Source organism: Staphylococcus sp. CoH_129_LAB_1, assembly GCF_058191515.1.
The window spans coordinates 1-22,601 of record NZ_JBXWKZ010000014.1 but is presented as its reverse complement, the minus strand read 5'-3'; the positions used below and the strand labels follow the sequence as shown (position 1 = coordinate 22,601).

Sequence of the window (22,601 nt, the reverse complement as noted above, 5' to 3'; positions counted from 1 at the left end):
TTACTTCCCTTCATTCTGATTCCCATTCTTGAGAATTTCTTCATTCAAACGTTGATTAAATTCTTCAGCTGTATTAATACCTATGATATTCAAACGATAATTCATTGCAGCTACTTCTATAATAACAGCAACATTTCTCCCCGGTCTTACAGGAATTGTTTTTTTAGTTATTTCTGTATCTAAAATCTTTAAAGTTTCTTCATTTAAACCCACACGATCATATAATTTATCCTTATTCCAATTTTCAAGATTAATATTTAATCGAATTTGTTTTTGAGTTAGAATTGAACCCGCTCCAAATAAAGTCATAACATTTATAATTCCTAGTCCACGTATTTCTAATAAATGTTCAATTAATTTAGGTGGTGTTCCAATCAATTCATCTTTTGTAATTTCTCGTATTTCAACGTTATCATCTGCTACTAAACGATGTCCGCGTTTTACTAATTCTAATGCTGTTTCACTTTTCCCGATTCCAGAGTCCCCTGTAATCAATACTCCTACACCATATACGTCTACTAATACACCATGTAAAGAAGTTGTTTTAGCTAACTCATGTTCTAAAAATGTCGTTAATCGACTCATTAAACTTGTTGTAGCATCCTTAGAAACAATCAAAGGTGTATCCATATCTTGAGCCGCTTCAATAAGTTCCTGAGGTGGCTCTAATCCTCTAGTTACAATTATCGCTGGTGTTTCAGGACGACATAATTTTCTCATTCGTCCCTGTCTTTCTTCATCTGGTAGTAAATTGTAAAATGATAATTCAGTAGTACCTAATAATTGAATACGATCTGCTGCATAATGAGAAAAGTATCCTGCCATTTCTAGACCAGGTCTAGAAATATCAATATTTTTAATTATTTTATTTAACCCGTTTTCTCCAGTAAATAACTTAAGATTTAATGATTTAACCAATCTATCTGTTGTTAACATGAGTTCACCTCAAAATTCACTTGAATTAATTCATCTCTTATCATATCAAAAATATAACAATATGTTATATAAAAAAGGAGTAGAAAATTAATTTTCTACTCCTAATTTTACACATAAAATACCTCGTTAACTTAGTTTAATGATATTTAATAATTTATACGAAAGTGTCTTATTCCCTTAAAGTATTTTAATGTAACATCACACTAAAATGCTTTGTGTCATTGGCGGAAACTCCTGGTGAAACAAGACAACTTGAAAACTTAGATAGGGCTAGATGGAGTTGTTTATCAATAACGCATAGCCAAACAATACGAAGTATTAATAACATAAGAAAAGATATGATTCTTAACTGAATCATATCTTCTATATTATTTTGGGATTTATTTATGTCCCGGGCCCTTCATTATAGCCAGTAAAATGATACTCTACTTCTTTTATATTCTAAAAAACACTTTCGCATACTAAAACTCTTTATTCAGCTTGTGCTTTATCACGTTCTAGCACTGTTTTTAAGTACTTACCTGTATAAGAGGCTTCCACATTTGCAATGTCTTCTGGCGTTCCAGTTGCAACAATAGTACCGCCACCTTCGCCACCTTCTGGTCCTAAATCTATGATATAATCAGCTGTTTTAATAACATCTAAATTATGTTCAATAATAACCACTGTATCCCCATTTTCCACAAGTCGATTTAACACTTTTAATAATCGACTAATATCATCAACATGAAGACCTGTAGTAGGTTCATCTAAAATATATATTGAGCGTCCTGTAGAACGCTTGTGTAATTCTGATGCCAGTTTTACACGTTGTGCTTCTCCACCAGAAAGTGTGGTTGCTTGTTGTCCTAAAGTAATATAGCCTAATCCTACATCTACGAGTGTTTGTAATTTTCGATGGATTTTAGGAATATTTTCAAAGAAATAAGTCGCTTCTTCTACTGTCATTGCTAATACATCTGCAATATTTTTTCCTTTATATGTGACCTCTAAAGTTTCTCTATTGTACCTTTTACCATCACATACTTCACATGGAACATATACATCTGGTAAGAAGTGCATTTCTATTTTAATAATGCCATCACCTTTACATGCTTCACAACGACCACCTTTAACGTTAAAACTAAAGCGTCCTTTTTGATAACCTCTTATTTTAGCTTCATTCGTTTGAGCAAAAACATCTCTAATATCATCAAATACACCTGTATATGTCGCCGGATTAGAACGTGGTGTTCTTCCTATAGGTGATTGATCAATATCTATAATCTTATCTAATTGATCGATGCCTCTGATTTCATCGTGTTCCCCAGGTTTAACTTTAGAATTATTTATTTTTTGAGCTAATGATTTATATAACACTTCATTAACTAATGAACTCTTACCTGAGCCAGACACACCTGTTACAACCGTCATTACTGACAATGGAATATCTACATCAATATCTTTTAAATTATTACTTTTTGCTCCTTCAATCGATATTTTACGATTCGTAATTTCTCTGCGATGTTCTGGTACATCAATACGTTTTTTACCACTCAAGTATTGACCTGTTAAAGATTTCTTATCTTTCATTACTTTTTTAGGAGTACCACTTGACACAATTTCGCCACCATGATTACCTGCACCTGGCCCAACATCGACAAGGTAATCTGCTGCTCTCATCGTATCATCATCATGTTCAACAACAATCAGTGTGTTACCTAAATCTCTCATCTCTTTTAATGTATTAATCAAACGATCATTATCACGTTGATGTAATCCAATAGAAGGTTCATCTAATACATAAAGCACACCTGTCAATCGTGACCCGATTTGAGTAGCAAGACGAATACGTTGTGCTTCTCCACCTGATAATGTCCCTGAAGAACGATTCAATGTTAAATAATCGAGACCTACATTATTTAGGAATGTTAACCGTGAAATAATCTCAATTAAAATTTGTTTAGCAATTGCTTTATCTTGCTCTGATAACTCTATATTCTCATAAAATTTAAGTGCATTTTTTATTGAATATTCTACAACTTCTCCAATATTATATCCACCAACATATACTGAAAGTGCTTCTTTACTTAATCGTTTACCATGACATGTTTCACATGGGAGTTCAGTCATATATCTACTCATCATTTCACGTGTGTATTCTGATGGTGATTCATGATAGCGACGATCTATATTAGGAACCACGCCTTCAAATTTCATCTTTCTACGACGTGTGCCTCCATTTCGACTATGAAATGCAAACTCAATTTCTTTATCGCCTGAACCATTCATAAGAATATCTTTTTGTCTATCCGTCAATTTTTTATATGGCTTATCCATATTAATTTTATAAACTTCACATACTCGTTTTAATAATGTTGGATAAAAATCGGAACTTGTAGGTTCCCATGGTTCAATCGCACCTTCATTTAAAGTTTTGTTAGTATCTGGTACGACCAAATCTAAATCCACTGTAAGTCTTTGACCTAATCCATCACAAGTTGGACAAGCACCAAATGGACTATTAAAACTAAACATTCTAGGTTCTAATTCACCTATAGAAAATCCACAAATTGGACAAGCATGATTTTCAGAGAATTTAAAATCTTCTCCACCAATGACATCGACAGTAAGGTTTCCTTCTCCTAATTCTAAACTTATTTCTATTGAATCTGCTAATCTTGATTCTATTCCTGATTTTACAACTAATCGATCCACAACAACTTCAATAGTGTGATTTTTATTTTTATCTAGTACAGGAACGTCGTTTATATCGACCACTTCACCATCGATACGTAATCTGACGTATCCCTTTTTACCAATGTCTTCAATTAGTTTTTCATGACTGCCTTTTCGATGTGAAACTAAAGGAGCTAAAATTTGAATTTTAGTTCTTTCTTCTAAATCTAATATACGATCTACCATTTGTTGAACGGTTTGCGATTCGATTTCGATTCCATGATATGGACAAAATGCTTTACCCACACGGGCATATAACAATCGAATGTAATCATATATTTCAGTCACGGTAGCTACTGTAGAACGTGGATTTTTACTTGTCGTTTTTTGGTCAATTGAAATTGCAGGCGATAATCCTTCAATAGTATCAACATCTGGCTTATCCATTTGCCCTAGAAATTGTCGTGCATAGGCACTTAAAGATTCTACATACCGACGTTGTCCTTCAGCATATATTGTGTCAAATGCAAGTGATGATTTCCCCGATCCAGAGAGACCAGTCATCACTATAAGTTTATTCTTCGGTAACTCAATATCGATATCTTTTAAGTTATGTGCTCTTGCACCTTTAACTACGATACTTGGACCTTTCATTTAACAATCACCCTTCTGCTTTTAGTTCAAATAACATATCTCTCAATTCTGTTGCTCTTTCAAAGTCTAAATCTTTAGCTGCTTTTTTCATTTCTTTTTCAATATTTTCGATTGTTTTTTGACGTTCTTTCTTAGTCATTTTCTTAGGTACTTCAGTTTGTTGTTTTTCATTTGTTTCATTATTATCAACTGTAGCACTGATAACGTCATGTATTTTTTTATTGATTGTTTTAGGAGTAATACCATATTTTTCGTTATGTGCCATTTGTATTTCTCGACGACGCTGTGTTTCATCAATTGCGTATTGCATAGAGTCTGTTATCTTATCGGCATACATGATAACTTCTCCTTTATCGTTACGGGCAGCACGTCCAATGGTTTGAATAAGTGAACGATTTGAACGTAAAAATCCTTCTTTATCTGCATCTAAAATAACAACTAACGACACCTCAGGTATATCGATACCCTCTCTAAGCAAATTGATACCTACCACAGCATCATATGTGCCCATTCTTAAATCACGTATAATTTCTATACGTTCAAGTGTTTTGATTTCAGAATGAAGATAATTCACTTTAATTCCTGCCTCTTTCATATACGTTGTCAAATCTTCACTCATTTTTTTAGTTAAGGTTGTTACAAGCACACGTTCATTCCTATCAATTCTTTCTTGAATTTCACTGAGTAAATCATCAATTTGATTCTTCGTAGGTCGAACATCAATTTTAGGATCTAATAAACCAGTTGGTCGAATAATTTGTTCTACCATTTTATCAGTATGTTCAATTTCATATGGACCTGGTGTTGCTGAAACATAAACGAGTTGTTTCGTTTTTTGTTCAAATTCTTCAAATTTAAGTGGACGGTTATCCATGGCGCTTGGTAAACGGAAGCCATGATCTACAAGTACTTTTTTACGTGCTTGGTCTCCGTTAAACATACCTCTAATTTGAGGTAACGTCACGTGTGACTCATCTATCATTACAAGCCAATCATCATCAAAATAATCAAGTAATGTATAAGGGGTAGAACCGAGTGGTCTTAATGTCAAATGAACAGAATAATTCTCTATTCCTGAACAAAATCCCATCTCTCTCATCATTTCTAAATCATAATTTGTACGTTGTTCTAGACGTTGTGCTTCTAATAATTTATTTTCAGCTTTCAATTCTTTTAATCGCTCTTCAAGTTCTTTTTCAATACGTTCAATAGCGTCTTTCATTTTTTCTTCTCTAGTAACAAAGTGAGAAGCAGGGAATATAGCAAAATGTTCTCTTTCACGTATTACTTCACCAGTAAGATAATTTACTTCTCTAATCCTGTCAATTTCATCGCCAAAGAACTCGACTCGAATACACATTTCTTCTCTTGAAGCGGGAAAGATTTCTACAACATCTCCTCGTACTCTGAACGTACCACGTTGAAAATCGATATCGTTCCTTGAATACTGGACATCGACTAATTTTCGAAGAAGCTCACTTCTATCCATTTCCATTCCTACTCGAACGCTAACAACTAAATCTTTATATTCTTTTGGATTACCTAAACCATAAATACAACTTACACTTGCAATAATAATTACATCATCACGTTCGAATAAAGCACTTGTAGCTGAATGTCGAAGTTGATCAATCTCATCGTTAATTGAGGCGTCTTTTTCAATAAATGTATCAGTTGATGGCACATATGCTTCAGGTTGATAGTAATCGTAGTAACTTACGAAATACTCTACCCTATTTTCAGGAAAAAACTCTTTAAATTCACTATACAATTGACCTGCTAACGTTTTATTATGCGCTATTATTAACGTAGGTTTTCCAACTTCTTTAATAACATTACTCATTGTAAATGTTTTACCTGTACCTGTTGCACCAAGTAATGTTTGGTGGCGTTTACCAGCTTTAACACCTTCAACAATTTTTTTTATAGCTTGAGGCTGGTCCCCTTGTGGTTCAAATTCAGAATTTAATTTAAAAGGATGATGTTCTACCATTCTTTCAAGCGCCTCCTCAGTTAATTTTATTAATAATTCATTTCATTAAAAATAATATTATTTATGCTCATTTTAACAAAAAATCGAATAAAAAAACAAACGTTTGTTCGCTTACGTTTGTCGTTACTTTTTATACATATAAAAAATGAGACACAAATATAAATCGCTTCTCTATATTTATGACTCATCTTAGTATGTTGACGTATTTTTTTAGATATGTATTAATAATATAAAACAAATGGTATAGTACTGCAATTTTTTTGGCTTAGTCTTGATGTTTGTGAAATTCTAAATTATCAATAATCACATAACCAGCTAGGATAGATACTACATCTAAAAATATAATCCATTCATTATGAAAGAATCCCTTGTACACTGAAGCGGCAATTAATATTAATGTTACAATAACGCCTACCCATTTACTTCTGGTAATTACACTAAATACAATAACTAAGATACATGGAAAGAAAGCAGCTAAAGCATACCATATCATTATATTCACCCATTTCGTCTTCGTCTTTCTAAAATAGTCATTGTTGTTTCTCGCAGTTCAGCACGAGGAATAAAGTTTTCCGTAAGCATTTCTGGTATAACGTGATCAATAAAATCTTGTACCGAACTTAAATGATCAAACTGCATTATTGTTTCTAAACTATGTTCATAAATTTCAAAAAACAGAGCTTCAGGATTACGCTTTTGAATTTCACCAAATGTTTCATACAATAAATCAATTTTATCAGCTACCGATAAAATTTGACCTTCTATAGAATCATCTTTTCCTTCTTGAAGTCTTTTCCGATAAATATCTTGATATGGCTTTGGAATTTCTTCATTAATAAACGTATCTACCATTTCTTCTTCGACTTGAGAAAATAACATTTTTAATTCTTTACTTGCATATTTAACTGGTGTTTTAATATCCCCTGTAAATACCTCTGCAAAATCATGATTAAGGGCTTTTTCATACAAACTTTTCCAATCAATCGTATTACCATGATATTCTTCAACTGTTGCTAAATATTGTGCTATTTTAGTAACTTTAAAAGAATGTGCTGCAACATTATGCTCAAAATATTTGAATTTCCCTGGTAATCTAATTAATTTTTCAAGATCAGATAAACGTTTAAAGTATTGATGAACCCCCATAATGTTATACCTCCATATGTTATTAAATAAAAATTATACTTGTATTTATTATATCAATCAATGTTTCTATAAAAAGTTTTAATTATATTAATTTCGGGACTTTTCATTTCTACTTTTAAACAATGACCTGTATGTTTGCTAATAATTAAAAAACATCAACAAAGCACATACTTTGCTGATGTTTAACTATTGTAAATTCTTTAGCATATAGATTAGTGTATAAAATTATAACCTGATGAACTATGAATTGTTCTATTTGTAACATCATTGAAATGACCATTCCAATTCATCTCTGAAACATAAAATGAACCATCGTTGTTTACACGTTCTACGACACCCACATGACCATAATAACCCGCTGTTGTTTGGAAAATAGCGCCTACTTCAGGACGATGATCGACCACTAAGCCAGCAGATCTAGCTGAGTTTGCCCAATTATTTGCATTTCCCCAATAGCTACCTACTGAACGTCCTAACTGTTGTCTACGATCAAATGCATAATATGTACAGTTACCAAAATAGTAATGATTACCTTGGTTATTTAAAGCACTACTATTATAATATACTGGTGCACTTACTGTTTCTGTATTGTAATTACTACTATTAACATATGATGAAGGTGCCACATATGCCCCAGTTTCAGTGCTATTATAGCTTAACGGCGCAGCTTCAATTGAATAAGGGATAGTGTATACATCACTATCACTTATCAATTGACTTTCTAATGTTGCTGAACCTTTGTCACTTACTGCAATTAAATCACCAGGATGAATTAACGGTGTTACTCCTGGATTAAATGCATATAATTCATCTAATGTTAAATGATACGCTTTTGCAATTTTATTTAATGTATCACCAGATTTAACTTCAACGATATCTTTATCAGGTACGACTATTGAAGCATCTTTTTCAATTTCATCGTTAGTTATATGATTTAATTTTTTAATTTCATCTGCAGTTGTAGAAAATTGTTGTGCCAGTATTTCTACATTTGTTTTTTCTTTAACAATGTGTGTTTGTTGTGCATGTGCTAATGTATTTAAACCAGTAATTGCTACAATTGAAGCAAATGTTACAGTCATTGATTTTTTTAACATGTTGTCATTCCTTTGCTGTAATGTATTTTTGTTCATTAATACTTTAGCATAAACAACATTAAAAAAGAGGAATGTTAAAACCTTGTAATATAAAGGTTAAATAACACTCCTAAATTAGTTTAAATTGATTGAATTGGTAATATTACCAATCATGAATTACATTTTAAAGTTAGATTTACTTAGTTTTTTAAATTTTTATTTTTTATCACAAACAATTAAATTAATCATTTTGTGACATTGTTTGTCGTAAGTAAGCTTCTATGAATGGGGCAATATCTCCATCCATTACTGCATCTACTTTAGCAGTTTCTTCATTTGTACGATGATCTTTTACCATAGAGTATGGATGGAATACATATGAACGAATTTGACTTCCCCATCCTATTTCCTTTTGTTCACCACGAATTTCTGCCATTTCACGTTCTTGCTCTTCTAACTTTAATTGATATAATTTAGATTTCAACATTTTCATTGCAGCTTCACGGTTTTTGATTTGAGAACGTTCATTTTGGTTATTCACTACAATTCCAGTTGGATGGTGAGTAATACGGATTGCAGATTCTGTTTTATTGATATGTTGTCCACCTGCACCTGACGCTCTAAATGTATCTACCGTAATATCATCAGGATTAATTTCAATTTCTATTTCATCATTATCAAATTCCGGTATAACATCACAAGAAGCAAATGATGTATGACGTCTTCCAGATGAATCAAAAGGTGAAATTCTTACAAGGCGATGTACTCCTTTTTCTGCTTTTAAGTAACCGTAAGCATTATGACCTTTAATTAATAATGTCACACTTTTTACTCCCGCTTCATCACCTGGTAAATAATCTAGCGTTTCTACTTTAAAACCTTGTTGTTCACCATATCTTTGATACATTCTTAATAACATACTTGCCCAGTCTTGAGATTCAGTACCCCCAGCGCCAGGATGTAACTCTAAAATGGCATTATTTGCATCATGGGGGCCATCTAACAATAATTGCAATTCAAACTGATCTACTTGTTCTCTGAATGCTACACTATCTTGTTCTAAATCTTCTTTGATTTCATCATCATATTCCTCTTGAAGTAATTCCCATGTTGCAGTCATATCTTCTAATTTTTGGTTGAGTTCATAGTAACCATTAACTACCGACTTTAATGCATTATTTTTATCAATAATATTTTGAGCTTTATTTTGATCATTCCAAAAATCCGGTTCTGTCATCATTTCTTCATATTCTTGAATATTGGTTTCTTTATTTTCTAAGTCAAAGAGACCCCCTAATTTGTTCTAAATCATTATTATATTCATCAATATTACGTTTAATTTCTGATAATTCCACTGTTTATGTCTCCTTTATTTATAAATTCTTTAAATAAAATACGAGATCGTGACAGAAGCTATTAAATGATAAGCAATATACGTCACAATCTCGCCTAATAATATTTAGTTGATATTATTCTTCTTTACCATGGCAATTTTTATATTTTTTACCACTACCACAAGGACAAGGATCATTACGTCCGATTTTCTCACCTTTGACAATAGGTTGTTTTTTCGCTTTTTCTTTACCATCTTCAGCAGATACATGTTGTGCCTTACCAAAATCTGTTGTTTTTTCACGTTCAACTTGTTCGTCTACTTGAATAACTGATTTTAATATATATTTAGACGTATCTTCTTCAATAGCTTGCATCATTAAGTCAAATAACTCGTGTCCTTCATTTTGGTAATCACGAAGTGGATTTTGTTGAGCATATGAACGTAAGTGTATACCTTGGCGCAACTGATCCATTGTATCAATGTGATCAGTCCAATGCGTATCAATAGAACGTAATAAAATCATACGTTCAAATTCAGGCATTTGATCTCCAATTTTTTCTTTTTGACTTTCATAGCCTTTTTCAATTTTAGTCCACACCACTTCGAAAATGTCTTCAGAATCTTTACCTTTAATTTCTTCTTCTGTTAATTCTCCTTCTTGAATAAACACATCATTAACATAATCTATAAATGGTCCATAATCAAGGTTATCATCTTCATCATTAATATAATAGTTAATAGCTCTCTGTAAAGTAGTACGCATCATTGCAATAACAATTTCTGAACTATCCTCTGAATCTATAATACTATTACGTTCATTATAAATAATCTCACGTTGTTTACGTAAAACTTCATCGTATTCAAGAATTCGTTTACGTGCATCAAAGTTATTTCCTTCAACACGTTTTTGAGCTGATTCAACTGCACGTGAAACCATTTTAGATTCTATTGGCGTTGAATCATCCATACCTAAACGATTCATCATTTTTTGAAGTCTTTCAGAACCAAAACGAACCATTAATTCATCTTGTAATGATAGATAGAAACGACTATCCCCTTTATCACCTTGACGACCTGAACGACCACGCAACTGATCATCAATACGACGAGATTCATGTCTTTCGGTACCTATTACTGCAAGGCCACCTATTTCTTCTACGCCTTCACCTAATTTAATGTCTGTTCCACGTCCGGCCATATTAGTAGCAATAGTAACTGCACCTTTTTGTCCCGCATTTGCTACAATTTCAGCTTCTCTTTCATGGTTTTTGGCATTTAAAACATCATGACGTACACCACGTTTTTTCAATAAATTCGAAATGTATTCACTTGTTTCTACTGCAACAGTACCTAATAAAACGGGTTGTCCTTGTTTATGTTTTTCAACCACATCGTCTACAACTGCGTCAAATTTTCCTTTTTGACTAATATAAATTAAATCAGATTTGTCTTGACGTTGAACAGGTTTATTCGTTGGGATTTGAGTTACTGTCATATTATAAATATTACGGAATTCTTCTTCTTCAGTTTTAGCAGTACCAGTCATTCCCGCTAATTTATTGTACATACGGAAGTAGTTTTGGAATGTAATTGATGCCATTGTCTTAGATTCATTTTGAATTTTTACGCCTTCTTTTGCTTCAATGGCTTGATGCAATCCTTCAGAAAAACGACGTCCAGGCATTGTACGACCAGTAAATTGGTCTACAATTAATACTTCTCCATCCACAACCATATAATCAACGTCACGTTGTAAAGTAACATGTGCTCTTAAAGCAGTGTTAATATGACTAATAATATCTACATTTTGAACATCATATAAATTATCAATTTTAAACATGCGTTCTGCTTTATCTGCACCTTGTTCCGTTAAATGAACAGCCTTTGTTTTTTCATCATACTTATAATCTTCATCTGCTTTAAGCATTTTAGCAAAGACATTCGCTTGAGTATAAAGAGAAGTTGATTTTTCAGCTTCACCTGAAATAATTAGCGGTGTACGTGCCTCATCTATTAAAATAGAGTCAACCTCATCAATAATCGCAAAATGCAACGGTCTCATTACACGTTCTTCAGCATAATTCACCATATTATCCCTTAAGTAATCAAAGCCTAATTCGTTATTTGTACTATAAGTAATATCTTTTGCATATGCGTCACGTTTTTCTTCCGTAGATTTACTATTTAAATTTAAACCAACTGTTAATCCTAAAAATTCATATAATTCGGCCATTTCTTCACTTTGAACACTAGATAAGTATTCATTGACTGTAATAACATGAACCCCTCGTCCTGCTATGGCATTTAAATATGTTGGCATTGTCGCAGTTAACGTTTTACCTTCACCAGTTCTCATTTCAGCAATATCACCTTTATGAATAGCAATACCACCCATGACTTGTACTTTGTATGGTGACATATTAAACACACGTTTTGCCCCTTCACGTACTAATGCAAATGCTTGTGGCAAAATTTTATCTAAATAATCATTTTGTTTTTTTACATCTTCAATTGCTTGTGCTTCGTCTTGAAATTGTTTCGTTTTATTTCTGATTTCTTCATCAGTTAAAATAGCCATGTCTTCCTCTAAAGCGAGTACTTCATCAGCTTTTTTACTTAAACGTTTCACTTCTTTTTTATTGCCGTCAACAATTTTTGATAAAAATCCCATTATGTTCGCTCCTTTAGCTTAAAAACTGTTTGGCCTACAACAACTTATCATATCATTTATATGTATAAATTTATACTTAAATACTCATATAATCGATATGCTTAATTGCGTACAATTATTACTTTTAAATTTAAACTTTCTCTCTATTCTTTTTATTCTATTATCTATTCAGTTTTTAATTACCTCATAACATTAGCACAGCTTGATTATACCGTCCATGAATAAGTGTATAAGTTGGAAATCAGATATGCTTAAACTTATGATTCTTAATATATTATGTAATAAAGTTTAGTTATTATTTTCGATTAAATAAAAAGAGAGTAGGATATTGTTACCCCACTCTCAACTTTCACTTTTCATTTAATTACTCAGTTGTTTCAATTAATCCATATTTACCATCTTTACGTCGATAAACGATGCTTGTACCATCAGTGTCGCGATCAGTAAAGATATAAAAATCATGTCCTAGTAAATCCATTTGTAGTACTGCTTCTTCAGAATCCATTGGTTTTAAACTAAATTGTTTAGAACGTATGATTTCTATTTCATTATCATTTGATTGAGCAGAAGATGTCTCTCCTTCTTCATTAATCGCTGTTTGTACCTCATTAACAAATGGCTCTTGCTCTCCATGATCTCTATTTTTACGATTTATACGTGTTTTATATTTACGAACTTGACGTTCTAGTTTACTTGTAACTAAATCAATGCCTGCATATAAATCGTCATGTCGTTCTTCAGCTCTCAATGTAACATTTTTCAATGGGATTGTTACCTCGATTTTAGTAGCTGAATTTTGATACGTCTTAACTTTTACATGTGCTACAGCGTTTGGCACATTATTAAAATAACGTTCAAGTTTACCAATTTTTTCCTCAATATAGTTGCGGATAGCATCTGTAATAGTGAGGTTATCTCCATGAATTTCAAATCTAATCATAGTTATCTCTCCTTTAACCTCTAATATTGGTAATTCCTTACTAATATAATATCATTTTTAAGTCATCTTGAAAACGCAAACACTTTGAATTTTCTGACTTTTTTATTACATAATACACTTCCAGCATAATGAACTGTCAAACCGGTAGTATAGATATCATCGATCAGTAAAATATTTTTATTCGTAATATCTATATTTTCTTTAAGATAGAACGGATTGTCAGCTTTAAATCGCTCTCTTTTTCCAAGTCTTGATTGTTTAGGTCGTGAACGTGTCCCTAATAATTCTATATAGCTTACCCCCATTTTGTCCAAAACAGTGGTTACTGGATTAAACGTTCGATGTTCATCTCTTTTATAAGGGGATGGAATAGGAACAATATAGTCATATGACGTTTTAGGCAACGTTAACTTTGAAGCTAAAACCTCAGCTAAATAGTAGTCCTTCATAAATTTGTAATGATGAATCGTTTCTTTCATTATTCCATCATATTTATAGTCACAATACAGTTGTGACATTAGGGTGAATTGCAGATTGAGACATTTACAGTCTAAACATTCATCACTTGCTTTTATTTTATAATTAAGACATCTTGTACATCTTTTTTCATCATTGATATCAAGTTTAATGGCTTGCCATTGTTTTTTGCATGTTTCACAAAATTGTTGTGGTGGTTTATAAAAATTAAATATAGATAGCTCTTCGTGAATAGGAGTAGCACACTGAATACATTTATTCATCGATCCACCCTCTTTGAATCCCTAATTTATTCATTCTTGTAATATCTTTTTTAGCCATCAACATTGATATACTCACACCTTCATGAAGAAATAATACCATTCCTGTGGGGGCTTCTTGTTTACGTCCAACTCTTCCAGCAATTTGCACTAATGCAGCCTTTTCAAATGTATCTGCATTAATTACGATAACGTCTAATTGAGCCATAGTAAATCCACGTTCTAAAATTGTTGTTGTAAAAACAATTCGATGTTTTCCTTCACGAAGTGCTTTCACTTTTTCAAAACGTAAAGCATCTTCACTTGAAATACATATCAAATCTGAAAATACTTTTTTATAGTATTCGGATACCTTAATCATCTTTTCTATATTATTAAAAAATACTAACGTAAATCTTTTATTTTCTATCTGATTTAATAACATGTACTTTAAAAAACTTTGAGTACGATACATATTTAATTTAAAATATTTAAATTTTGGAACTGGTAAAGGGTGTCTATGAAAGCGAGCAGGTAACTGTATAATGCGATGTTTTGGTATTTGACGCAGTAAATGTCTAGGTGGTGTTGCAGTCATATAAATCAATGTAGATAGCGGTTTAGCCGCTTGTCTAATAGCATTTTGTAGATGATGATCAATAGGTAGCGGAAATGCATCAACTTCGTCGACAAAAATAACTTCAAAGTGATTTTTAAATCGATATAGTTGATGGATAGTACAAATTACAAAATGTCCGTTATATTGTTGTTTACTTGATTGATGCAACACGTCAATATTTTCTTTCAAAAAAACTTCTTTAATACGCTGGCTAACCTCTACTACTACATCTACTCTTGGAGAGATGATTGCTATATTAAATCCTCTTTTACGTGATAAGCTAATACCCTCATATATCATCTCTGTTTTTCCTGCACCAGTTACCGCATATAATAGTAAGTTTTCACTGTTTTCTATAGCAGATAAGATTTTTTCAGATGCATAACATTGCTGTTCAGATAATTTAAAAGATAATGTATATAATCCCTCTGATTTAACATTTTTACTTTTAATTATTTTATATTCAGTAATATTATCCATTCTTCCTAAATGTATACATTGTCGACAATATATTACTTTTTTATTAAGAATAGAGGAAAAATATTGATAGAAATGAGCACTATCTTCATTCCCACATTGAATACACCGATATCCTTTTGAACTCTTTACGATACCTAACGTTTTCTCACTGATTATTTCATCTTTTAATTCTATTTCTGAAGATACTAATCTTCCATAATATTTAATATTTCATCACTTCCTTATTAAAATAAAAAAAGTCTAATCGAAAAGGAGATGGGTACCTTAGCCCTCCATGTTCTCACTTTTAACGATTAGACCTTCATCTTATTCGATTACAATTTTTCTTGGGAAATATCCAACTCCGATTCCGCCTGAACCTAAATGAGATGCAATGACTGGTCCATATTCACAATATTGAATATTAATGTCTGAATATTTCTCTTTTAATTTAGCACAAAAATCTTTACCCTCTTTTGTTTTATCACCATTAATCACAAAAACTGTTACATCATTAATATTTTTCGCAATATCAAGTGCATGTTGTTCTATAGAATTATAAGCTCGCTTACGTGTACGTACTTTTTCTAAAGGATAAATTTTCCCATCTTCTTCAAACTTAAGCACTGGCTTCATTTGTAAAAGTGTTCCAATCCATGCTTGAGCACCAGTAATACGACCACTTTTTTGTAAATTTTTTAAATCATCAACAAATAAGTATGCACCTGTATCTTTACGAATAGACGTTAATTCCTCAATAATTTCGTTAGGGGTTGCTCCGTCTTCAATCAATTTTAATGTATAAATCACATAGCTGCCTTCAATCATAGAAGCTAATCTTGTATCAAATGTGTGGACTTGAATGCCATCTACCATTTCACCTGCTTGTGTTGCTGATGGGTAACTACCACTAATACCACTTGATAAATTAAAGACGATAACATCTGTATAACCTTTATCTCTCAATTCCTCATAATTCTTTATCCATTCACCAATAGCCGGTTGACTTGTTGTAGGAATTGTTTTAGATGCGGCCATTTTTTTATAAAAAGATTCTTTTGAAAGATCTGGATGTTCAGTAAATGTTTCTCCATCATCAAATGTTACACTCAGTGGTGCAACTGGTATCTGATATTTTTCAATAATATGTTTTGGCAGATTCGCAGTAGAGTCTGTCATTACTGCAATTTTCATAATCGTCCTCCTCAATTATACTCAACAGTATTATAAATTATTTTAATAAAAAAGGAAATTCATAATCAATTATTTATCTAAAAGAAAACAAACGTGTATAATAAAATTCATATTAATCATATCGTGGAGGTATTTATAAATTGAGTGATCATGTTATTACTATAAAAAAAGAACATATTATTGAAAATATAATTAATAAATCTCGATTTATTGCTCATATCAAACCTGTTTCCTCAGAAGAAGAGGCTAAGATGTTTATAGAAGAAGTAAAACAAACTCATAAAGAAGCAACACATAATTGTTCTGCGTATACTGTTGGCAATCAAATGAATATACAAAAAGCCAACGATGATGGAGAACCAACAGGAACAGCAGGTGTTCCTATGCTTGAAATATTAAAAAAACTGGATATTCATAATGCTTGTGTAGTAGTTACTCGGTATTTTGGTGGCATTAAACTTGGCGGTGGCGGGTTAATTCGTGCGTATAGTGGTGCAGTACGAGATGTGATTTACGATATCGGCCGTGTAGAATTAAGAAATGCTATTCCCACTACTGTTACCATTAATTATGACTTAACAGGTAAATTTGAGTATGAACTTGCTTCAACTTCTTTTTTTCTAAGAGACAAAGTTTACACTGATAAAGTGAGTTATAAGATTGATGTTGTAGAAACAGAATACGACTCATTTATCGAATTTTTAAACCGTAATACAGCAAGTCAATATGATTTAGAAAAAAATACGCCTAAGCAATTACCTTTTGACATTGAAACAAATTAATTAAATTACAAAAGCCAGCAAACTCTTACGATTGCTGGCTTTTGTAAATAAGTGAATAAAAGTATTATTTATGGTTTATCTTATGGCGAGATGCACCGTCATTTTTTTTAGAAATTAAATTAAGAATAGGACGATAACTATCATCTATTAAACCAGTAAATTCAACGATAAGTTCAATTGTGATGACGATTAGAATAAACATAAGTAATACCCCTAATGGTTGTGATAAATACAATATAATACTTGATAAACTAAACATAATCGCAATAGAGTATATCAATAGTACAGTTTGACGATGAGTATATCCTAATGCAAGAAGTTTATGGTGTAAATGTGATTTATCGGCTTGCATAATATGTTGGCCATTTCTCATTCTTCTAATCATCGCAAATAACGTATCAATAAATGGTACTGCTAAGATGACAATCGGAAAGAATAAAGAAATAAATGTGATGTTTTTAAAACCTAATAAGGATAAAAAGCCAATAATAAATCCAATCATTAATGCTCCACTATCACCTAAGAATATTTTGGCAGGATGAAAGTTAAAGAATAAAAAGCCAAGTAAGGCACCTATTAATACACTACAAATCATAATAATAAATATATTACCTTGTAGTATAGCTATAAATGCGATGGTAGTTAAACCAATTGCAGACACCCCGGATGCTAAGCCATCTAATCCATCAATTAAATTGATTGCATTTGTAATTGCTACAATCCATATGATAGTTATAGGTATACTTAAAATGCCAAAATGAATCGTGGGTCCAATTGGAAAAGAAATAAAATCTATGTTAATCCCGTAGAAAACAACAACTGATGATGCCATAATTTGTCCAATTAATTTTAAAATTGGCTTTAAATCATACATATCATCAATGAGACCTACAAAATACATAATAATTATACCAATAACTAAAGGTTTGACTTCTCGTTCGATAGGGTGACCTAACCATAAACCAATAAGAAATGAAAGTAGTATGACAGTTCCTCCCATCACTGATACTGGTTTAGTATGTACTTTTCTATAGTTAGGTCGATCTACTAAATCGAATTTAAAAGAAACCTTTATTATAATAGGCGTTATTATTAAACTGATTACCAATGTCACAACAATGAGTAGTAAAGTATACATCAGTTCACCTTCATATATTTCCTGTTATTTTTTCATCTATACTATTTAAACAATTATCACTATATTTTTAAATTAGACCATAGTAGTATATGTAAATGTTCTTTCACTCACATATATGATTAGTCCATTATATTTTTCATATTCAACCACACTATTTAATATCTTCACTTTTTTGTATTTCATAGATTAGTTATAGTTAATTGTAAAATTTTTGTAAAGATACGTATTTTTTATATCATATCATTTTGTTATAAATTTGAACATGAAAGTCTATCTTAAATTTATATTATATATTTTATAGCAAACAACCTAATGACAAATAGTAAGTTTTCACTTACAATAACTAATGGTTAATTTAAAGGAGTCGATTCCAATATGATTGAAGCAATTATTTACAATATTGCCGTTATGGTAGCTGGCATTTATTTATTCCATCGATTACAATATTCTGAAAATAAAATTATGATATTTTCTAAAGAATATGTCACAATTTTGATGACTTTGGTGGCATTACTATTAACAGCTTACCCTATTCCCTTTCATCATTATCTTATTCATCTAACTTTTGTTCCGCTACTATTCCTTGGTCGTTATACAAATCTAGGTTATACTTTTATTGCCTCACTTATCATAAGTCTAGTGGATATATTTTTATTCGGAAATTCTTTTTTTTATAGCATCGTTCTTATTATAACAGGTATTATTGTTAGTATTATTGGGCCATTTCTTAAACAAAATGATATTATTGCTTTAACTATTTTAAATGCTATTAGTATTGGTATTATTTTAGTTTTATCTATCTTTACCACGTTATATGATTTAACTGAATTAATTATGTTTATACCTATTTCATTCGTACTAACCATTACTTCTGCTATTACTTTTGTTGATATTTGGCATTTCTTTTCTCTTGTGACACGTTATGAAAACGAGGATAAATATGACTATTTAACAGGTTTAGGTAATGTAAAAGAATTTGACAGACATTTAAATAAGATTTCTAAGAAAGCCGAATTAGAACATACTAGTCTCGCACTTTTACTCGTTGACATTGACGGCTTTAAAGATGTTAATGATACATACACTCATAAAGCAGGAGATGCTGTATTAAAACAAATGTCTCAATTGCTTAAAAATTATGTGCCACATCAATTTAAAATCTTCCGTAATGGGGGCGAAGAGTTTTCTATTGTTATCTTCGATTATTCTTTAGATCAAAGTGTGAAACTTGCTGAAAATATTAGGATGGCAGTTGAAAAATCTTCATTCCATTTACCTAATAAGGAAGTCATAAAATTATCTGTATCTATTGGTGTTGGTTATTTATCTCAAGATGAATATAAATCTCAACGAAAAGTATTTAAAGACGCCGATGATATGGTCCATGTAGCTAAAAAAGAAGGTCGTAATCAAGTTATGTTTAATCCTATTATTAAACTTTAAAATTTACTGTTTATTTTGAGGTGAAACATCGAATTCAAAATGAATTCTGTTGCACCTCTTTTTTGTTTTAAGTACAGATTTAAATATCTATATTATTTATTTATTATTCTACTTTTAAAATTACTGATTTAGTAATAAAGTATTTATACAAGCGAAGAATATTATTGATATGTATGAAAATCAATACATATTGTCAAATTATTGTGGAGGTGCCTTTTATGAATGATTCAATCACTATTATCGATGAAAATAAGGTGATTGATGTTGTGTTAATAGCTGGACGCATTCTTTTAGAATCTGGAGCTGAAACTTACCGTGTAGAAGATACTATGAATCGAATTGCTCATAGTTATGGTTTAAATGATACATATAGTTTCGTTACATCAACAGCTATTATTTTTTCACTTAATGATCGAACGAATACAAGACTTATAAGAATTAGAGAGCGTACTACAGATTTAGAAAAAATTGCTCTTACAAATAGTCTTTCTAGAAAAATTGCAAAAAATGAGTTAACTATTGATGAAGCGAAATCAGAACTCATTCATCTAAGTAAGGCTTCATTACAATATTCTTTTTTATTGAATTTTTTTGCGGCAGCAATTGCCTGTGGCTTTTTCTTACTCATGTTTGGCGGAGTGGTTTCTGATTGTTGGATAGCCGTTTTAGCTGGTGGTGCGGCTTTTTTAACTTTTAGTTTAGTACAACGCTTTATTCAAATTAAATTCTTTTCTGAATTTGTAGCATCAGCAGTCGTCATTACTATCGCTGTTACCTTTACTAAACTTGGTATAGCTACAAATCAGAACATTATAACCATTTCTAGTGTTATGCCATTAGTGCCTGGTATTTTAATTTGTAATGCTATTAGAGATTTAATGGCTGGTGAATTACTGGCTGGAATGTCACGTGGCGTGGAGGCTGCACTTACTTCATTTGCTATTGGCGCAGGCGTGGCTATTGTTTTATTAATTCTTTAAGAAAGGCTGTTTATATATGTTATTTTATTTATTTCACTTTATTATAAGTTTTATTTCAACAGTACTTTTTTCTATTATATTCAATGCTCCTAAAAGACTTTTACTTGCGTGTGGCTTTGTCGGTGCATTAGCATGGACTATTTATCAATATACAGTTGATATGGATCTTGGAAAAGTTGGTGCGGCTTTTTTAGGTAGTTTAATCCTTGGTTTACTAAGTCATGTGATGAGTCGACGATATAAACGACCCGTTATTATTTTCATTGTACCCGGTATTATTCCACTTGTTCCTGGAGGTACTGCATATGAAGCAACACGATTTTTAGTATCTAACGACTATACACATGCTGTAAATACATTTTTAGAAGTGACACTGATTTCTGGATCAATTGCTTTCGGAATATTGGTAGCAGAAATTCTCTATTATATATACACACGCATTAAACAATTTTATGGTAGAATTAAAGGAAAAACATATAGAAAAACATACAATATGAATAATAGAGTCTAAGGGGATGTTTCATAATGAAAGCACAGATTATTGATAGATTATCAAGATATGTAAAAATTGATACACAATCAAATCCCGAATCTAAAACTACGCCTTCTACTGAGAAGCAATGGGACTTATTACATTTATTACAAAAAGAACTTCAGGATTTTGGCTTAGAAACAGAGTTGGATGATAATGGTTATCTTTTTGCTACTTTAGAAAGTAATATAGAAAAAGAAGTGCCTACTGTAGGTTTCTTAGCACACGTAGATACATCACCAGATTTTAATGCAACAAATGTTAATCCTCAAATTATAGAAAATTACGATGGCCAACCTATCAAATTAGGTCAAACCACTCGTGTCTTAAGCCAAGACGTATTTCCAGAACTAAAAAAATTAATAGGCCATACACTCATGGTTACAGATGGTACATCTTTATTGGGAGCAGATGATAAAGCAGGTGTCGTAGAAATAATGGAGGCAGTAAAATATTTACAAGCGCACCCAGAAATTAAACACGGTCGAATTCGTATTGCTTTTACACCTGATGAAGAAATAGGGCGTGGTCCTCACAAATTTAATGTAAAACGCTTTAATGCTGATTTTGCTTATACTATGGATGGTAGTGAGTTTGGAGAATTGCAATTCGAAAGTTTTAATGCAGCAGAAGCGACCATCACTACACATGGAGTAAATGTTCATCCTGGTTCTGCGAAACATGTTATGGTTAATGCTATTGGATTAGCACATCAATTTCATAGTTTACTACCTGCTAACGAAGTACCAGAACGTACAGAAAATTATGAAGGATTCTATCATTTAATGAAAATAGAAGGAACAGTTGAAAAAGCTTCTTTACAATATATTATAAGAGACCACGACAGAAAAACTTTTGAACTTAAAAAGAAAAAATTGTTAGAAATTCGTGATGATATTAACATTCATTATGAAGGTTACCCAGTAAAAGTAGATATCGAAGATCAATACTATAATATGGCTGAACAAATTAAGCCACATCCATATATTATCGATATTCCTAAAAAAGTATTTGCAGATTTAGATATAAAACCAAATACCGCGCCTATACGGGGAGGTACTGATGGTTCTCAGCTTTCATTTAAAGGATTACCTACACCTAACATCTTCACAGGATGTGGTAACTTCCATGGACCATTTGAATATGCTTCCATTGATGTAATGGAAAAAGCAGTACAAGTTATTATAGGAATTGCTCAAGAAGTAACACAATACGAAAAATAACAAATAAAAAAAGTTTAGTTCGGTCTTTGGCACTGAACCCTTAAAATGGGAACTTAATAAAAACACTATGTTCTAGGCTGCTAATTCTCTGTATTTTACAGGGGA

18 protein-coding genes are annotated in these 22,601 nt (G+C 31.6%); 5 read left to right on the top strand and 13 right to left on the bottom strand.

Annotated features, from left to right (window positions below):
* The 12 genes from hprK to fakB1 form a co-directional block, all read right to left on the bottom strand.
* Positions 1-936 (bottom strand): HPr(Ser) kinase/phosphatase, encoded by a 936-nt coding sequence (gene hprK / locus AC2FB1_RS05780; RefSeq protein ID WP_490674335.1) that lies wholly within the window; start codon positions 934-936, stop codon positions 1-3.
* A 471-nt stretch (positions 937-1,407) separates the two neighbouring features.
* Positions 1,408-4,248 (bottom strand): excinuclease ABC subunit UvrA, encoded by a 2,841-nt coding sequence (uvrA, locus tag AC2FB1_RS05775; RefSeq protein WP_490674334.1) that lies wholly within the window; start codon positions 4,246-4,248, stop codon positions 1,408-1,410.
* Between the two features lie 7 nt (positions 4,249-4,255).
* Positions 4,256-6,241, bottom strand: a complete 1,986-nt coding sequence (gene uvrB, locus AC2FB1_RS05770; protein ID WP_490674333.1) for an excinuclease ABC subunit UvrB — start codon at positions 6,239-6,241, stop codon at positions 4,256-4,258.
* A 265-nt stretch (positions 6,242-6,506) separates the two neighbouring features.
* On the bottom strand, positions 6,507-6,734 hold the full coding sequence (locus tag AC2FB1_RS05765) for a CsbA family protein (protein WP_490674332.1): 228 nt from the start codon (positions 6,732-6,734) through the stop codon (positions 6,507-6,509).
* Positions 6,735-6,739: 5 nt separating this feature from the next.
* Complete coding sequence (locus AC2FB1_RS05760) at positions 6,740-7,387, bottom strand: YfbR-like 5'-deoxynucleotidase (protein ID WP_490674331.1); 648 nt, start codon at positions 7,385-7,387, stop codon at positions 6,740-6,742.
* Positions 7,388-7,599: 212 nt separating this feature from the next.
* Positions 7,600-8,484, bottom strand: coding sequence for a COG3942 and LysM peptidoglycan-binding domain-containing protein (locus AC2FB1_RS05755; RefSeq protein ID WP_490674330.1), 885 nt, complete (start codon positions 8,482-8,484; stop codon positions 7,600-7,602).
* 220 nt (positions 8,485-8,704) lie between these two features.
* Positions 8,705-9,818 (bottom strand): peptide chain release factor 2 gene (gene prfB / locus AC2FB1_RS05750; protein WP_490674329.1). Its coding sequence is split into 2 segments (ribosomal slippage): positions 8,705-9,745 and positions 9,747-9,818, totalling 1,113 coding nucleotides; the frame shifts between segments, so codons are not numbered across the junction.
* A gap of 114 nt (positions 9,819-9,932) precedes the next feature.
* Positions 9,933-12,470 carry a preprotein translocase subunit SecA gene (gene secA / locus AC2FB1_RS05745; protein WP_490674328.1) on the bottom strand — a complete coding sequence of 846 codons (2,538 nt, stop codon included), beginning with the start codon at positions 12,468-12,470 and terminating at the stop codon, positions 9,933-9,935.
* A gap of 364 nt (positions 12,471-12,834) precedes the next feature.
* A complete protein-coding gene (hpf, locus tag AC2FB1_RS05740) occupies positions 12,835-13,410 on the bottom strand; it encodes a ribosome hibernation-promoting factor, HPF/YfiA family (protein ID WP_490674326.1) in 576 nt (191 codons plus the stop codon).
* Positions 13,411-13,472: 62 nt separating this feature from the next.
* Entirely contained in the window at positions 13,473-14,150 is a 678-nt protein-coding gene (locus AC2FB1_RS05735; protein WP_490674325.1) for a ComF family protein, read from the bottom strand.
* Complete coding sequence (locus AC2FB1_RS05730; protein WP_490674375.1) at positions 14,143-15,399, bottom strand: DEAD/DEAH box helicase family protein; 1,257 nt, start codon at positions 15,397-15,399, stop codon at positions 14,143-14,145. Before AC2FB1_RS05730 ends, AC2FB1_RS05735 begins: the two co-directional genes overlap by 8 nt.
* 132 nt (positions 15,400-15,531) lie before the next feature.
* Complete coding sequence (fakB1, locus tag AC2FB1_RS05725) at positions 15,532-16,398, bottom strand: fatty acid kinase binding subunit FakB1 (RefSeq protein WP_490674324.1); 867 nt, start codon at positions 16,396-16,398, stop codon at positions 15,532-15,534.
* 140 nt (positions 16,399-16,538) lie between these two features.
* Here fakB1 and AC2FB1_RS05720 point away from each other — a divergent pair, with 140 nt between their 5' ends.
* Positions 16,539-17,180 (top strand): YigZ family protein, encoded by a 642-nt coding sequence (locus AC2FB1_RS05720; RefSeq protein ID WP_490674323.1) that lies wholly within the window; start codon positions 16,539-16,541, stop codon positions 17,178-17,180.
* Between the two features lie 64 nt (positions 17,181-17,244).
* Here AC2FB1_RS05720 and AC2FB1_RS05715 read toward each other — a convergent pair whose 3' ends face one another.
* Complete coding sequence (locus AC2FB1_RS05715; RefSeq protein ID WP_490674322.1) at positions 17,245-18,318, bottom strand: glycosyltransferase family 4 protein; 1,074 nt, start codon at positions 18,316-18,318, stop codon at positions 17,245-17,247.
* A 375-nt stretch (positions 18,319-18,693) separates the two neighbouring features.
* Here AC2FB1_RS05715 and gdpS point away from each other — a divergent pair, with 375 nt between their 5' ends.
* The 4 genes from gdpS to pepT all read left to right on the top strand — a co-directional run bounded on the left by gdpS (position 18,694) and on the right by pepT (position 22,496).
* Positions 18,694-19,761, top strand: coding sequence for a GGDEF domain-containing protein GdpS (gene gdpS, locus AC2FB1_RS05710; RefSeq protein WP_490674321.1), 1,068 nt, complete (start codon positions 18,694-18,696; stop codon positions 19,759-19,761).
* A gap of 218 nt (positions 19,762-19,979) precedes the next feature.
* Positions 19,980-20,741 carry a threonine/serine exporter family protein gene (locus AC2FB1_RS05705; protein WP_490674320.1) on the top strand — a complete coding sequence of 254 codons (762 nt, stop codon included), beginning with the start codon at positions 19,980-19,982 and terminating at the stop codon, positions 20,739-20,741.
* 16 nt (positions 20,742-20,757) lie between these two features.
* Positions 20,758-21,252 (top strand): threonine/serine exporter family protein, encoded by a 495-nt coding sequence (locus tag AC2FB1_RS05700; RefSeq protein WP_490674319.1) that lies wholly within the window; start codon positions 20,758-20,760, stop codon positions 21,250-21,252.
* 14 nt (positions 21,253-21,266) lie between these two features.
* Positions 21,267-22,496 (top strand): peptidase T, encoded by a 1,230-nt coding sequence (pepT, locus tag AC2FB1_RS05695; RefSeq protein WP_490674318.1) that lies wholly within the window; start codon positions 21,267-21,269, stop codon positions 22,494-22,496.
* Positions 22,497-22,601 lie beyond the last annotated feature (105 nt).